The following is a 16,373-nucleotide window of genomic DNA, read 5'->3' on the forward strand; positions in this document are numbered from 1 at the left end:
CTTCTAGTTTGTACGATCATCACGGACTTTTTATTAACTTATTCAGAGAGGTCGATCAAAGAATTTTTAATTCATGGAAAGGTGGAGGATGAGATTGAGTCAATTTAAAATCTTAACAAACTATATCCCTATGCTTCAAGTCGATGATATTGGTGAATGGGTAATAGATAAAGAAAATGATGGAACAGCAGAACACCCGATTCAGACGCCCTTTGTGAATTATTCCGAAACGGTCCGTCGTTTTATCGAGGATGTCTATACCTTTGCAGAACAACGTCAAGAAATGGAGCTTACCCGCTACAGTGAGATCCTCAAAGAAAATGGCATTGAGGGTGGAACGAACGATATGGAGAATGTGGACACCTCAAATGTAAATGCGCAGTGTGTACTGGCTCTCATCATGGGGGTTCTGAGAGCTGAACGATTTTGCGATGGTGTCATACTCGATTTCTTTACAAACGGAGCTATTGTCAAGTGGCTTGAAAGATTGGAACGTTTGGAGAATGATTGAACAAATTTAAACGATGATGTGATGATGGCGTGCGCTCAATTTTTATCAAATAACTTTCGGAAAATGAATTGAAAAAATTTCGTTTCAGGCACTATTTGAAAATAGTGCTTTTTTTGTTTGAATCGACATGTTTAAAATTCTTCTATTGACTTTCCCCTTTACTGAAAGGTTTATACTTTGATCAGATCAACAAATCGGAGGAGATGCAGGATGTTCAAAATCGGTGATTTTTCTATGTTAAGTAAAGTCCCTGTCAAAACCTTAAGGTATTATGACCAAATAGATTTATTAAAGCCTAAGCAGATCGATCAAGAATCCGGATACCGGTATTACTCAGCTGAACAGCTGCTTGAGGTCAATCGGATTTTTCTGTACAAGGAATTAGGTTTTACGTTAAAGCAAATGGGTCAGCTTCTTCGTGAAGATATTTCTGTCGAGCAGATTCAGGGCATGTTTCTCTTGAAAGAGAGTGAGATTCAGCAATTGATCGAGAGAGAACAACAGAAATTAGCGCGTATTAAGGAGCGGATGCACCTCATCAAACGAGAGGGGTGTGTGGAAAAAGAGCAGGAGGTTATCATCAAATCGGTTGAAAGCAAACGTTTCATGTCTTTTCAATCCAACGGAACTGTTGACGAAATCCCTTCCTTCTTTCAAACGTTTCATCATTTGTTACATCCGCAAGAATTGAACTCTGAGCCGCAAATCGTGCTGTGGAGGGAATCAATTGCTAAAGAAAGTGAGTTCGAATTTGAGGTTGGGTATTCCGCGAAAGCGATAAGAGGCTCTCTGCCTCAGGGCATCACAATACGCACATTACCAGCTGAAGAAACCATGGCGACGCTCTTATTTCATTCAGATTCTCCATTTGCACAAACTGCTTGTGTTGACCTGGCGACATGGATCGAACATAACGGATACCGCGTGAAAGAAGATCAGCCGGGCCGAGAGATTTATTACCCGTTGGCTGAAAATGAAGAAGGAAGACTCATTGAAATTCAAATTCCCATTCAACTATAAATCGTCTACATTGCCCAAAGGAGAAAAGCGACTATGAAAAATAAAGCCGTTGTGTATTTACTTGCTTTAGCAGCCTTTTTAATTGGAACGATCGAATATATCATTACAGGAATTATTCAAATGGTCGCAGATGATTTACAGGTCACGACATCTGCTGCTGGTTTATTGGTCACATCATTAGCGCTCTCAGCAGCAATCGGCGCGCCGATTGTCATTGCACTGACCATCAATATCGACCGCAGAAAAATATTATCATGGATGCTGATCATTTTTACTTTAAGTAATATCATCACAAGTGTCAGCCATTCGTTTGAAATGGTGCTGATGACTAGGGTTTTACAAGGAATTAGTGGGGGGACGGCCATTGTGGTGGCAATGGCTGTGGCTACTCGCCTTGTCGAACGAGAAAAAAGAGGAACAGCGATTGGCATCATTTTAATGGGATTAAGCAGCTCCTTAGTTTTAGGTGTTCCAATCGGGACATTTCTAAGCAGCATGATTGGATGGAAAGCATTATTCGCAGCTATTGGATTGATCACGCTCATTCCGCTGATTGTTGTGTATAGGCGCATCCCTTCTATGAAAGAACAAGAACCGGTGACGCTAGGTATGCAATTATCGATATTAAAAGATAAGAGAATTTTGCTTGCAGTGGCAGTTACACTCTTTTATGTAGGCGGATATTCCACTTTATTTACCTATTTAACGCCCTTCCTGCAAGAATCAGCAAACCTTAGCATAACAGAAATCAGCGGCATTTTATTACTAGCGGGAATATGCAGCTTTTTGGGCTCCAGTCTTGGAGGGGTTGCAGCAGATAAAAAAGGCCCAACATTCACGATTTTCTCCGGAATTATTCTACAAATCATCATGCTGATGCTGCTGGCATTTGTGTCAGGGAATCTCGTGGTCATGGTGGCGGTGATCATGATATGGATGATTGCTACATGGAGCACATCTCCAGCTCAGCAGCTGTATCTCGTCACACTTGTACCCAAATCTCCTGATATCGCATTAAGTGTCAATACATCGTTTATTCAATTCGGATTTGCTTTAGGCTCGGGGTTAGGAGGGCTTGTATTGAGCAGGACATCTATATTGCACCTAAGCTGGATCAGCGCTGGAACGGTTCTTCTCGCTTTACTCATGACCATCTTGATGGTGGCGTTTGACAGAATCTCTCAGCAGAAGAGTTTGAAGGTGATGGAGCAAGGTAGATAACATGATCGATTCACTAGTGAACATACAAATTTAGTATTGTATTGTGGGAACTACTTATTTCGGGTAGTTCCTTGGCCCATTTCGTGGGCTTTTTTTATAAAAATTCTTATCTCTGCAGTTCTGCTTTATTACTTCTGTAAATACCTGATCTCCTTGTCATACTTTTGAATGAAATTGACTCAATAGAATTGACGTAAGAACCATGAATAGGTGAAGATGAAATAAACTGTAAGATAAAGGGAGACGGATGATGATACATATCATATTTGGGGCGGCAGCTGCCGGTAGTTTAAAACAAGCAGTACGTGAAATGAAGCAAGATCAAATAGATGATATCATCGCTTTTGATGATATTTATTCGATTGGACCACTTCTACATTTACACGAACATAAAGGACAAGCGAACCGTATAGAATGGCTGCGTAATGTGATGTCAAATGAATTTGGCTATTTTGATGACTTGGTCAACGATCAGCATAAAATGCTTCAACAAATAAAGGAGATAAAAGCAGGCAGTCGTATTCTTATCTGGACAGGCAGTAATGCCCATGAGCAAATTGGCTTGCGATATGCCGTCTATTTATTAAAAGAAAAAAGGGTTGAATTGTCTGTAATCAATATAACGACAGCATTTGATCAGCTGTTCAATACAAATACAAGAAGAATGGATATTCGACATTCCGGAGAAATTGCATCTGAAAAATTTAAAATTTTGTACGAGAGTAAAGAGCATATTCACACAGTGACAAAAGAAGAAAGAGAAAGATTACAAAACGAATGGCTTTCATTTGCTAAAGAAAATCATACGCTGCGGATATGGCAAAAAGGACAAACGATCAGCGTACCAGAAGATGAATTTGATGCTTATTTAGTGAAAATGGCTAAGCGGCTTCATCAGTCCGCGCCAGAAGAGGAGTACATCGTAACTCCACGCCTGATAGGGGAAGTCATTGGTCATTTAGATCAGTATATCGGGGATGATTTTATTGAGTATCGACTTAAGATATTAATTGATCAGGGGATTTTTGACATGAAAGGAAAACGAACTTCCATGCGTTATTACTCGATTAAACTGACAGAGTTCGGTCAGAATTTCAAAAAATGGGTATGCTGTCGAGAGTTTGTAGATCATCCTTTTGTGAAAATTGAAGGAGATTACGGTAGTGAACCCTTTCATTGCGGGCATTGTCAATGTCATTTAGAAAGAGATGATGTACCAGTAAGCGATACCCTTTTCTCAAAGATTTGGAATTGGAATGTACAGTATGGTCGCTGGTTTGACGAAGAAACCGATGATTTGCTGCCAAATGGCGTAGACATGGAAAGGAAGTTCAATCAAGAAGGAGAGCGTATCACGAAAGAAGTGAAACGTGAATTATCTCCTGCGTATCAAATTGAATACAGCCCAAGTGAAATGACGAGATATTTTATTTAAAACAATAGAATTAATTAAGTAAATGTAGGTTTTCTAAGAATTAGACATTCGTTGAACTGATGGAAATGAATGTTTAATTCTTATTTTTTATTTATGAAAGAATTTAAGATCCGCAGAAAAACGGAATCTGCAATGGAAAGGGAAAATATTGAAACATTTTTTCGGTAAAATCGTAATAAAGATAGAGCGTTCAACAGAAACATTTAAAACGGAGAGGAGTATTACATGGAACAAGCTGCACTGAAAAAAATGAGGACGAAACAAGTAGTTACCTCTAATTTGCTATTTGGCATGATGATCTTGATTTTTTTTGTTTTGATTCAAAAAGTTGAGATTCAATTTACATATTTCTTTCTTTGTTTAGGAATCTTCATGCTCCTTCAAGGCATTTACGGCTTGATCAAAAAAGGATCAACAAAGTCTATCATTCCCATATTTGAGCAGGTAGCCATTTATGAAAAAGAGAAATTGGGAAAAGAGTGGGAGAAAGAACAAAGAGTGGAAAATATTTGGAAATTGATATTGAGCGGACTAATGTTCTTCCAGTCATTTAGTTTTCAAACGATGCAAGATCCATTTTTTCATATAGAACCTAAGTTTCTCATTTTCTTATTTGTTATGGCTCTAGCCATTATCAATATAAGCATGCTCTTTCGCTTTAGAAAAATCGACCGATCGACGGAAGCGCATGGATTAAAAGGCTTTACAAAGGAATCAAACATGATGGCAATGGCTTTAGGATTATTATCAGTGATTGTCATATTCGGATTTATCGTCATCTTTTTTCTTCCATAAAACAGAATGTTGAGGTGAAACAAATGAATGCAAACATTCAACAACTGATCGATCAGACAAAGGCGAAATTTGGTTTAGATCTTTACTATTTAAAAAGACACAGTTTTCATCGCTACGTCAATATGTTCAATGAAACGGTTTATACATTGAATATGGAATGGTTTCCCTCTCATGAAGCTGAACCCGAGGACGATGATCTAAACCCGGACGGCACAGCTGTGATTGACGTGAACTTAAATACAGGCCAAGCTGAATCGGTTATTTTTGTCATGGACAAAACCTTCGCGAAGAATGGTGTCACGTTTAAGAGACCTTATCCAGCTTATGTCATTCAATGGATCGAACAAGAAACAGGATTGGTCTATGGTGAGCATTTTCACATGCATCAAAAGGAGAAAGGGGAACTTTTTTTCGAAGAAGCAATAGATGGTGTGAAAGTGACGCCTTCAGGCAGAATCGAAGTGAAATGGGATGAACATGGGCAGCTCATTCACTATATACATCGAGGGCCATTTATGGCAAAAAAACGACTAAAAACTGAAGAATATGTGCTTTCCATTGATAGGATCGAGGATTTAGCCCAGCAGCAAGTGCAGCGGTTTGATTGGCCATTCTTCGAGCAGAATCGAATCCGCCCTATATATGCGTTAGAAGAAATTTATGTCAAGAACGATGGAACAGGAACGATACCGTTTGAAATTGGACGTGAAGAAACACATTGTATACACATGAATCAGGTGATGGAGTGGAATGAACCGTTAAACAAAGGCTTTGAAAAAAAGGAAATCGATATAAACGAGGACATTACTGCTGAACAAGCCTTGTCACTGGAGCCTTCACCAGATACCTTCCCAATCTCAAAAGAAGAGCAAGCTGCGTGTATCAAAGCGGTTCGAACCTTTTTGGCACAAAAATATTCAAAGGATACAGGGAAGTGGGTGCTAAAAACACTCCACCGTGATCATGGCTACATCCAAGCGATATTAAAAACGAATGAGCAAGAAGGCTGTGGTTTTATGGATAAGATCAAGGTCTTCATTGATGCCAGCACTTTTGAAGTCATTAATTACATAGATAAAAAAGAGATGTTTCAAGTATGCGGGATACTCAATCCATCTCAAACAGTTAGTGAAATCACCATATCTCCGAAAGAAGCCTTTGAAACATTGAGAGAGCGCCTCGAACTTACACCCATCTACGTCTATGACGATGTGCAAAAACAATATGTTTTATGCGGAAAGCTCGACTGTCATGAAGGCGTTGATGCAGTGAGCGGTGAAGTGTTCTCTTTGACAGACCTTTCATAACTTCTAAAAGAACAGTGAGCAGCTGTTCTTTTTTGCCCATCTCCCTCTTTTTTGAAGAAAAATGGAATTTTGTAGAAGGAAGTTGTCGTTTCATCACGAAAGAAACAGATAAGAATATGATCATAGGTCCATCGGTTGGAATTCGTATTTCATATAGTAAACGTCATACATATTGAAAACCCATTGCAGTAAAGTTGATCTACAATCTTTTAGAGGAATTCGTGTCTCTAGTAGTAAGCGAAACTAGGCGGACTAAGATCATAGGATGAGTTGAACATGTTTGTTTTTAGGTAAGCTTAAAGCCATAAATAGAAGAAAGTGAGGATATCTACCTTGAGTACATTGGAAGTGTTTCGTCAGTTTTTGGTTGACCATTATCCTGCGTTACAAGATGAGCTTTGGCTGAAAGATGTTGATACCCTTCGAATCTCTCCTATTCTTCATCCCTTTCTGAAAAGCAAGCTGCCAGAAGGAATCGAAAAATTCACTTGTGTCCTATTCACGCAGCAGACAGATCAAACCGCTGCACCGCTCAAAGTCTACCTTTTATTAGATGAATATGAGCAATCGCTTTACGCCATTGATTTGATGAATGAACAAATAGCGCTTCATTAATACAGAAGCAAAAAAGCTGCTTGAGAGCTCCTCAGCAGCTTTTCTTGTGAATATTAGTTTGTCATATCAACCAATCTTGAGTGCAAGTTGTCCAATTCTTTCTTTGTTGGAAAAGAGCTGATCAGCAGTGTAGACCGTCCTAATTGATTAGGAAGCTCAGTATCGGTCACAATCATATCAATCCCAAGTCGATCCATTGTCAGTTCATTTAATGTATTTTCTGGACTTGTGAAAATATGAATGAGAGGAGGCAATCTTAATTTAATTAAATCTGCAATCAACAAACTATGATTATAACCTAATGTTGAAATGACAAAAATGATCAACACGTTTCTCCGATCCATTTCCAAATGAACAAGCCCCCTCCAGTTAGAAGTAATGATACGAATCAATTCTCGTTCATTTTTCACAAAAGAAGCAAGTATATCGTCTGTTTTTAACTCTTGAATGATATGAGTAATCCTCGAATAGAAGTAAGGAAGCTGTTTTTTTACCTCTGATAAATACCTCGATTTCTTTTTGAAAAGGAATCCATCTCTTACGGTAATTTCCCTAGAATACACATAATATTGGAGAAGAATCAGTGTCATCACCTTGCGATTAGCCACCTCTTGATGAAAAATCAACTCCAATTGATTGATAAAGGAATGAATGGCTTCGAAGAGGTGTGGTGTATGCGATTGAAAGAACGTCAATTTTTCTTCGACAGTTTCAATTGATTTATAATGGCCAATAGCTGGTTCAATCAATAGTAAAAAGACAAATTCGTGACGATCCAACGTAACACCAAAAGTGTCCTTTGTCATTTGGCAAACGTGTTCTTCCAAGTTTTTGATTTGATTATAGATACCTTTAGCTGTAGCTGTTTGTTTTTCCTTATCCATTGAGTACCTATAATTGCGTCGTATTGAAAAATTTTTCCTCACTCGGTGTATGGAAACGGCGAGCCATAGGCAAAATTTATCTATAGCCACATCAGGTAGATTGACTTCGAGCACCTGAAATAGTTTTTGTAAAAAATCAACTGCATCTTGCTTTTGAATATCATCGAATGGCCAAAGCCTGCTTCCATAGACTTCAAACAAAAATTCCACAAAAAATTGACGAATCTCCTTCTCATTTCCATGGAACTGCATACTATCTGGTCGTAACTCAATGTCATACGAGATAAGGAGCGAATTGATTTTATGAATGGTGTTATACAATGTGGATCTACTGATATTCAGCGTGTCCATCCATTCATAGAAAGACCTGTTTTGTTCAAAGAAAACGCCGTCAATCAATCGAATTTCAATCGTATCTTTTAGAATTTCTTTGATATAGTAGTCGACTCGTATCGTCTGTGTATAACAAATGGATATGCCTTGTCTTGGCTTTATGTGGATTAACGGCTCTCCATTCTCTGTTTGGAACGACTTCATTTGTTCTAAATCGCTTTGAATGGCACGAACCGAACCGATTTGTTCATTCGATATCTCTTGTAGGCTCCACCACTTATCTTTTGATACAAGCAGTTTTAAAATGTTTATCCATCTCTTTGATTTATTATCAATAAGCTCCATTAAACAACTAACTCCTTCCCTTGGCTTGCCTCTATATGATGAAGTCATCATAAAGAACGTTTTGTTCTCAATATAGCATGAAATGATTGTAATGTTTAGGCTAAAGTGTTTTGTCTTCACTTTTAATGATAAAAGAGAAAAAAATTAGACAAAAACAAATGTTATTCGTTGATTCTCCATATTTTTCTTTTAAAAGGTTATAAGTGATCCATGAATCCTATAAAAATGGATCATTTTGTTTATTTTTTTGCTATTGAAACGGTAAATGTAAGAATAAAACGCAGCAGCTTTTTGATTACCATATGAAAGGGAGTAGAAAGGAATGCGATTTATATAATGCTGAACTGACTCACCTTACATACGATATGATACATGCTTGTTTCTTCATATGAACGAACCATATGTGAATACATGCTTATATATGCATGTACACATCGTTTATTGTTCATTCCAGTATAAATATAAAATTCACATTTAATCTTTTCACGATCCTCTCACTATTCCCCATTTCTATAGACCCCAATCCAGTTACTCTAACCACTACTCATGATGACCTTTCAAGCTCATGATTGATCAACTCATTTTATTCATAGGGTCTTAAGGTGCAATTTTTAGAAAATATTGATCAGAAGCGGAGTGATTGATCTGACAGTATACGAATGATTTTTTATCGTTGTTGAAAATTAATTTTAGAAAAGGGTGGATGTATTGAAAAGAATATTGTCGCTGGCACTCATTACAGTGCTAGTCATACAGTCTAGTATATTAGGAATCTTGCCTTTAGCAGGGGCACAAGCAAAAGAAATTCAAGAAAACATTTATGGGGATATTGAGTTTGCTGATAGCGAAGGCAATAAGTTATCAAGCATGGAAGATCAGCAAGTAAGAAAGGCCACTGTACATTGGTCTATAAAAGGAATTGATCTAAAAAAACAATATCCGTATGTTCTCACTCTTCCTTCAGCCATCCAGGTAGAGAAGGAGCAGAAGGAACCCATTACTGTGGGTGACATAACTGTTGGCGAGTATACCGTTTCAAAAGAAAATGAAGTGACGGTGACATTTAAAGAAGATGTTGAGATCGATCCAAATTTAGAAGGATCAATTGACATCGATGTCACCAGTATAACTCAGCAAGAAGAGAAAACAAAGCAAAATAAGGGTGAAGAAAGTCTTCCAAAAGATGACTCAATCTCATCTGAGAAAGATAAAGCTTCTAACAATCAAGAAGCCGCTCAAACGAAACAAAACGATGAAGATGAATTACTAAAAAACAAAGTGAGCGTGTCCAAGCGTGCAGGGCTGCAAAGTGTTTCAAAACAAATGCTGATACAAGAAAATCTCCTCACTGATGCGAAATTAATATTTGAAGATCAGGAAGGAAATTCAGTTGAAAAGCCTGATATCAACTCACTGATTTCCATTAACTATGAGTGGGCCATCCCGAACGGTCATAGCTATAATGGCGGGGATGAATTCCATTTCAAGGTTCCAGAGGAATTAGTGATTTATGAAAAAATCGATCGTCTTGAGATGAAATTTAATCAGGCAACCATTGGTTATTTTTCTGTAGATGAAAGCGGAAATGCCTCCATCGAGTTCACTGATTTTATTAAACAATATTCAAATATTCATGGAACACTTCAAGTGTGGACGCAATTAGATAAAAAAACTGTCATTACTGAAGAAAAAGAAGTGGTCATTACCCCGATTGAAGGAAAGGATAAAATATCCATCCCGATTAAATACATTCCAAATGGCCCGAATGTCTCTAAAAAGGGAGAACCAAATCGAACTTACAATGCTGAAACCATTCAATGGACAGTAGATTTTAATATGGATTTAGAAGATGTGAAACAAGCGAAACTGTTAGATCCGATTCAAGAAGGTCAGGCGTTGAAAAAAGATTCAATTAAGCTTTATCGTATTGATACAAAGCTAAATGGCGAAACATCGATTGGTCAGCTGCTTGACGAAAACCACTACACAATCGGCCAAACAGCAGATGGTCAAGATTTCACGATTGAATTTAAAGATGACGTTCATCTAGCTTACCGTTTAATGTATGAAACGGATATTACGAATCAGGATCAATCTGCATTTCGTAATAAAGCGTCCCTTGTTTCTGGTGATAAAGTGATCAGTTCAGCAGAAGGAACAGTGAATGTGACAAGAGGCAGTCCTTTAAATAAAAAAGCCGCTCACTACGATCCAGTCACACAAACAATTACATGGGAAATTCGATATAACTATAACGAAAAAAAGCTGGCTCAAAAGGACGCTTTGTTAGAAGACTACTTTAACGGCACACAGGCGCTGATTTCTGATTCATTTCAAGTCAAAGAAGTCACAATTGATCAAAATGGCAACGAAGCAGGGACTAAAGCGTTTGAAAATTATGTAGTTCAACCTCAAAAAAAGGATGAACAAAACGGGTTTACCTTGCAATTCAATCAAGATATTCAATCAGCTTATCTCATCACCTATCAAACGAAAGCAGCCGAGCGGATTTTTGAAGCTGAAGAGATTATCAATACGGTAACAGCTGGCAAAGAGAGCAAACAAGGGAAGCAAAGAATTGACCAGCAAATCCTAACGAAAAGTCATGGAACACCGAATTACAAGAACAAGACCATTCCATGGCGTATCACCTTCAACAAAGATCAACAAACGATGAACAATCTAATATTAAAAGATACGTTTACAAACGAAGGATTGACGCTGCAAAAAGATAGTTTAAAAGTAACGACAGGCAATTCAGTGCTTGAAGAAGGCACAGACTATCTAATCGTTGAACATGCAAATGGATTTGATATTCAATTTATGAAAGAAATAAACACAGAACATACCGTCACATATACAACGGCTTTTGATTATGAAAAAAGAGCAGATAAGGATCAAAAGAACCTGCGTAATCATGTAAAGCTTGAATGGGTAAATGAAGATGGCAAGGATTTGACGAAGGAAAATCAATCTGTCTTCACGCCTGACACATACACGCAGTCAAATGGATTCAAGAACGGAACTTATGATGCAAAGAAAAAAGAGATCACATGGAATATCGGTGTGAACTATAACTTGAAACATTTAGAAGAGGCGAAAATCGAGGATTTCATTCAAGGAAATCAGCGTTTGCTTAAAGATTCAATCACCGTTTACTCGCTTGATTTACAAGGCGGGGAAAATGGAGCAGAAGAAAAAGAGGTATTAGCGAAAGAACATTATGACATCAAATTCCTTGAAAATGAAAAGGGAGAAACAGGCTTCGAAGTCATTTTCAAAAAAGCCATTGATTCCCCATACAAAATCACGTATCAAACAAGTGTTGAAGGAATGGATTTAGTACAGAAAACCTACGATAATAAGGCGACCCTTTATGATGGACAGACAAAAGAATCAGACGTGAATGCTGTAGTGTCCATTCCAAATGGAGGGAAATACACGAGCAAATCAGGAAATCAACAAGGGAAAGTCATTGATTGGAAACTGAATATCAACTTTGGTCAATCAACCGTCCAAGATGCGACGATTATAGATCATCCAAGCAGTAACCAAGCCATAATAGAAAACTCCTTTCATCTCTATTCGACGACAATAGATGAAAAGGGGCAAGTGGCAAAAGGAGAAGAGCTGGAAAAAGGGAAGGATTATGAGCTAGACCTTGAATTCGATCCAGATTCTTTTCAAATTAAATTTAAAGAAGAAATCACGAGACCATATATTTTAGAATACCAATCTCTCATTTTAGATAAAGTGGGAAGTACACTTCAAAACGAAGTAACGTTTAGAGGTGAAAATGTAAAAGAAATCAAAAAGGAATCCGAAGCCTCAATTGTGGTCAAACGCACAGCTGGCATGGGAGATGGCACAGGAGCGATTGGTGCTTTAACCATTAAAAAGGTAGATGCAAGTACTGGAAAAGCGCTAAAAGGAGCAAGCTTTTCTCTGACAGATGCTGCGAGTGGTATCGTCATTGGAACAAAGGCAACAGATGAAGAAGGAGCTCTTCGATTTGATCGTCTTCTGTATGGTGACTATATCGTGACAGAAGAGAAAGCACCTGATGGTTATATTAAGACGAAGGAACCGATCCATGTAACGATTGATCAGCCTTACGAATCAGGAGATCAAGCGAAAACAGGAAATAGCATGACGGTGCAGAACCAAGAAATACGCCAGCATGTCAAATTAATGAAAAAAGACAAAGAGACAGGTGCTGCATTAGAGAATGCAGAATTTGAACTGAAAAATGAATCTGGAGAGACCGTCCAAACCCATTTGAAAACGGACGAAAAAGGAGAAATTCTTTTCAAACATCTTGAGCCAGGTTCCTATTATTTTGTGGAGACAAACGCACCGAAAGGCTATCAATTAAATCAGCAAAAATGGCCGTTCACCATTAAAGAAAATCAAACAGAAACAACAACTGTAACCGCCGTAAATGACATCATCAAAGGCTCTGCAGAATTGAGCAAAATAGGTGAAGGCGGAGAGAGACTAGAAGGTGCACAGTTCAAGCTATTAGATCAAGACGGGCATGAGTTAAAAGGTTCGCTTGTCACAGGAGAAAATGGCAAGATCACGATAAACGAACTAAGACCGGGTACGTATCAGCTCATTGAAACAAAAGCACCAGATGGTTATGTGTTAGATGAAACACCAATCAAATTTGAAGTACCACTTGATCCAAAGGAACCAGTCGTTATTTCGCAAAAGAACCTATATGAAACAAGTGCATTAGAAGTGATGAAAGAAGGGGAAGATGGCGAGAAACTTCAAGGTGTTCGCTTTGAAGTCAGGGATCAAAATGACGAAGTTGTGCGTAAAGATTTGACAACAGATGAAGATGGGAAGCTTTTTGTCGATAACCTCAAACCGGGCAAATATCAGCTCGTAGAGACAGAGAGTATTGATGGTTACGAAAAGAAAAATAAACCTTATCCGTTTACCATCGAAGTCGCACAAAAAACACCAGCAGAGATCAAAGTGATCAATGATCTTAAAACTGGAGCTGTCCAGCTCACAAAGCTCGGTGAAAAGGATGATGTGCTTGAAGGAGCCGAATTTAAGCTTGTAGATGCAAATGGAAAAGAGATAAAAACAGGTCTCGTCACTGATCAGAACGGGAAGATCATCGTCAACGATCTGAAACCTGGAACCTATCAGTTTGTTGAAACGAAGGCTCCATTCGGTCATGAGCTTGACGAAACACCTGTCACTTTTGCTATTCCATTTAACCCTGAGAAGCTGGTCAGTGTGACAAAAGAAAATAGCCGCACTACAGGCGGAGTGCTGTTACACAAAAAAGGAGAAGATGGGAAATCATTAGAAGGAGTTGTCTTTGACCTATCTGATGCCAAAGGAAAGATAGTGGCAGGAGGAGAAGGGATTACAACCAATCAGGATGGAAAGATCACCTTCACAGGTTTAAAACCTGGAACCTATCAATTTGTTGAAAGAAAGAGTCTTGAAGGCTATGAATTGAGTACGAAACCACTTGCCTTTCAAGTTGAATTAGGTCAAAAAGAATTGATTCAAGTGGAGGCCATCAATCAGCTCAAGAAAGGTTCTGTAGAACTCACCAAAATAGGGGAAGAAAAAGAGAGATTGAAAGGCGCAGAATTTGCCCTTTTCAATGACGATGGTAAAGAATTGATGTCAGGTTTAACAACCAATGAGAAAGGCATTATCAGTGTCAACGATTTGAAACCAGGCGCTTACCAATTGGTTGAAACGAAGGCTCCTTTTGGACATAAACTTGATGCAGAACCAGTAGACTTTAAGATTGATTTCAATCCTAAACAACTGGTGAAAGTGACAAAAGAAAATATTCGGACGACAAGTGCTGTGCAGCTTCAGAAAAAAGGAGAAGATGGTCAGTTGCTCAATGGAGTGACCTTCGATCTGCTTGATGAGCACGATCAACGTATAAAGAAAGACTTAAAGACAGATAAAAACGGTCAACTAACAGTCGATCAACTGAAGCCAGGCACCTATCGATTTGTCGAAACAGCAAGCATTGCCGGCTATGAATTGGATCAGACACCTGTCACCTTTACGATTCGATTAGGTCAAGACAAACCATCAAAAGTAGAAATGATTAACAAGCTGACGCCGGGAGCAGTGGAACTGACCAAAGTGGATGATGAGGGACATACGCTGGAAAATGCAGAGTTTGCTCTTCTGAGTAAAGAAGGAAAAACGTTGAAGAAATCACTTGTAACGGACCAAAAAGGCAAGCTTCACATCAACGATTTAAAACCGGGACAATATCAATTCGTTGAAACGAAAGCACCTCATGGCTATCAATTGGATCATCAGCCGATCCTATTCACAATTGAGAAAAATCAGCAGAAGCCGCTTCAATTAACAGCGAAGAATCACTTGATCTTAGGAAGTCTGCGTATCATAAAGGTAGACCAGCAGACAGATAGAACCTTAAAAGGGGCAGCCTTTGACATTCGTACAAAAGCCGGGAAAACCATAAAATCTGTGACAACAGGAAAAGACGGAGAAGCGATTGTCAAAGGGCTTACACCTGGAGAATATATACTCACAGAGACGAAAGCACCAGATGGTTATGTAGCTTTAAAGAAGCCGCTCGCTTTTACAATTCAAATGGGCGAAGTGAAGATCAAGACAATGATTGTGAAAAATGCACCAGTGAAGAATGAAGAGGATCACACGAATCCTCCAGCTTCAGATAAAGGGGATCAGCATCCGCCTCATGACTCAAACGGTGAGCTGCCAAAGACTGGAGAAGAATGGCTGCGTTATATGATGTATGCAGGGATTTTACTAGTAGTGTCTGGAACTATTCTCCTTGTTCTTAGAAGAAGAACCATTCAGTAAAAGGAAGGAGTGTATTGATGAAAAAAAGAACCTTATTAGGCAGCTTTTTGGTGGTCGCGGGGCTAATGCTCATCTCCGTTCCTTTTCTATATGAGTGGCGAACTTCTCAAGAGACAGCGGCAATGGAACAGGCATTAAAGATGATTGAAGAAAATGACAGTGATGCTCTTTCTACTATTCCACATCTAACTGTGTCAGAAGAAGACCTGCGAGATGTGATGGAGCTAGAGATCCCGTCAATTGATTTAAACGAAAAAGTGCTTCCTGTTACAACAAAAGAAAATTTAGGTATTGCACTGACTCAAATTAAATCTCATCAAATGCCAGGTGAAGGGAATTTCACGATTGCAGGGCATAGAGGGTATAGAGGCGACCGGCTTTTCAGGCAGCTGCCAGAGGTGCCGAAAGGAGAAAAGGTCGTCTTACATCATCAAGCGGAAACATACGAATATAAAATTGTCAGCTCAGCTACGATTGAACCGACGGATGTGGATGTACTAAAGGATCGCGGGAAAAATGAACTGACATTGATCACTTGTACACTTGATGGTCAGAAACGATTTGTCTTAAAAGGAATACGAATCAACGCTTCAAAGGGTGAGCAGCCATCGGATGTATAACACCAACATAATAAATGATGGATACGATGGAAAAGCAGCGCTCACGACCAGCATGTTACACCAATTGTTATCAGAGCATTATCCAACTTTAAAAAACGAACGTTGGGATGTTGATGTAGATACAATTCGGGCTTCGCCTATTCTTCACCCTTTATTAAAAAGAAAGCTGCCAGTTGGTATTGAAAAATTCACCTGTGTTTTGTTCGCGCAGCAGACAGCAGCTTTTGGAGAGCCATTGATTGTGTACTTTTTATTGGATGAGAAAGGCGAATCGATTTACGCAATGGATTTCTTGCTTGAGCAGCAAGATACCCATTAAACGAGAAATAAAAAAGAGGCTTTGATGAACGGGTTCGATTTTAAGGTAGAAAAATAAAATCAGTCATATCATGAGGACTCTAATTCGGATAAGAATTAGAGTTCTTTTATTTATAT

General features: G+C 38.6%; 11 protein-coding genes. 10 read left to right on the plus strand and 1 reads right to left on the minus strand.

The genetic code is table 11. The features are described 5' to 3' along the window. The first annotated feature begins 94 nt into the window (after positions 1 to 94). The 7 genes from NST65_RS03910 (at position 95) to NST65_RS03940 (ending at position 6,904) form a co-directional block, all read left to right on the plus strand. Positions 95 to 511: a DUF6508 domain-containing protein gene (locus NST65_RS03910; RefSeq protein WP_326135418.1), complete on the plus strand. Its 417-nt coding sequence runs from the start codon at positions 95 to 97 to the stop codon at positions 509 to 511. Positions 512 to 721: 210 nt separating this feature from the next. Continuing rightward, positions 722 to 1,531, plus strand: coding sequence for a MerR family transcriptional regulator (locus NST65_RS03915; RefSeq protein ID WP_061110575.1), 810 nt, complete (start codon positions 722 to 724; stop codon positions 1,529 to 1,531). A gap of 33 nt (positions 1,532 to 1,564) precedes the next feature. After that, on the plus strand, positions 1,565 to 2,752 hold the full coding sequence (locus NST65_RS03920) for an MFS transporter (RefSeq protein WP_061110576.1): 1,188 nt from the start codon (positions 1,565 to 1,567) through the stop codon (positions 2,750 to 2,752). Between the two features lie 250 nt (positions 2,753 to 3,002). Next, the gene (locus NST65_RS03925; RefSeq protein WP_061110577.1) at positions 3,003 to 4,187 is read left to right on the plus strand and encodes a DUF1835 domain-containing protein; all 1,185 of its coding nucleotides are present in this window, start codon (positions 3,003 to 3,005) and stop codon (positions 4,185 to 4,187) included. A 225-nt stretch (positions 4,188 to 4,412) separates the two neighbouring features. Beyond that, the gene (locus NST65_RS03930) at positions 4,413 to 4,982 is read left to right on the plus strand and encodes a hypothetical protein (RefSeq protein ID WP_034283720.1); all 570 of its coding nucleotides are present in this window, start codon (positions 4,413 to 4,415) and stop codon (positions 4,980 to 4,982) included. A 23-nt stretch (positions 4,983 to 5,005) separates the two neighbouring features. Continuing rightward, complete coding sequence (locus tag NST65_RS03935) at positions 5,006 to 6,289, plus strand: hypothetical protein (RefSeq protein WP_041116229.1); 1,284 nt, start codon at positions 5,006 to 5,008, stop codon at positions 6,287 to 6,289. A 333-nt stretch (positions 6,290 to 6,622) separates the two neighbouring features. Next, the gene (locus NST65_RS03940) at positions 6,623 to 6,904 is read left to right on the plus strand and encodes a hypothetical protein (protein ID WP_024425245.1); all 282 of its coding nucleotides are present in this window, start codon (positions 6,623 to 6,625) and stop codon (positions 6,902 to 6,904) included. Between the two features lie 53 nt (positions 6,905 to 6,957). Here NST65_RS03940 and NST65_RS03945 read toward each other — a convergent pair whose 3' ends face one another. After that, the gene (locus tag NST65_RS03945; RefSeq protein WP_251232617.1) at positions 6,958 to 8,466 is read right to left on the minus strand and encodes a helix-turn-helix domain-containing protein; all 1,509 of its coding nucleotides are present in this window, start codon (positions 8,464 to 8,466) and stop codon (positions 6,958 to 6,960) included. Between the two features lie 699 nt (positions 8,467 to 9,165). Here NST65_RS03945 and NST65_RS03950 point away from each other — a divergent pair. Genes NST65_RS03950 through NST65_RS03960 form a run of 3 tightly spaced genes read left to right on the plus strand, consistent with a single transcriptional unit; the run spans position 9,166 to position 16,257 of the window. Further along, on the plus strand, positions 9,166 to 15,318 hold the full coding sequence (locus NST65_RS03950) for a SpaA isopeptide-forming pilin-related protein (protein WP_335363547.1): 6,153 nt from the start codon (positions 9,166 to 9,168) through the stop codon (positions 15,316 to 15,318). Positions 15,319 to 15,335: 17 nt separating this feature from the next. Beyond that, a complete protein-coding gene (locus NST65_RS03955; protein ID WP_326136686.1) occupies positions 15,336 to 15,938 on the plus strand; it encodes a class D sortase in 603 nt (200 codons plus the stop codon). Beyond that, entirely contained in the window at positions 15,931 to 16,257 is a 327-nt protein-coding gene (locus tag NST65_RS03960) for a hypothetical protein (protein ID WP_034283728.1), read from the plus strand. The genes NST65_RS03955 and NST65_RS03960 overlap by 8 nt, the downstream gene beginning before the upstream one ends. Positions 16,258 to 16,373: the final 116 nt, after the last annotated feature.

The sequence above is a fragment of the Bacillus sp. FSL P4-0248 genome (genome assembly GCF_038593305.1).
Lineage (GTDB): Bacteria > Bacillota > Bacilli > Bacillales > Bacillaceae > Bacillus > Bacillus safensis.

Coding starts and splice junctions, on each gene's coding strand:
- NST65_RS03915 (WP_061110575.1), top strand. CDS start 722: ATGTTCAAAATCGGTGATTTTTCTATGTTAAGTAAAGTCCCTGTCAAA.
- NST65_RS03920 (WP_061110576.1), top strand. CDS start 1,565: ATGAAAAATAAAGCCGTTGTGTATTTACTTGCTTTAGCAGCCTTTTTA.
- NST65_RS03925 (WP_061110577.1), top strand. CDS start 3,003: ATGATACATATCATATTTGGGGCGGCAGCTGCCGGTAGTTTAAAACAA.
- NST65_RS03930 (WP_034283720.1), top strand. CDS start 4,413: ATGGAACAAGCTGCACTGAAAAAAATGAGGACGAAACAAGTAGTTACC.
- NST65_RS03935 (WP_041116229.1), top strand. CDS start 5,006: ATGAATGCAAACATTCAACAACTGATCGATCAGACAAAGGCGAAATTT.
- NST65_RS03945 (WP_251232617.1), bottom strand. CDS start 8,466: ATGGAGCTTATTGATAATAAATCAAAGAGATGGATAAACATTTTAAAA.
- NST65_RS03955 (WP_326136686.1), top strand. CDS start 15,336: ATGAAAAAAAGAACCTTATTAGGCAGCTTTTTGGTGGTCGCGGGGCTA.
- NST65_RS03960 (WP_034283728.1), top strand. CDS start 15,931: ATGTATAACACCAACATAATAAATGATGGATACGATGGAAAAGCAGCG.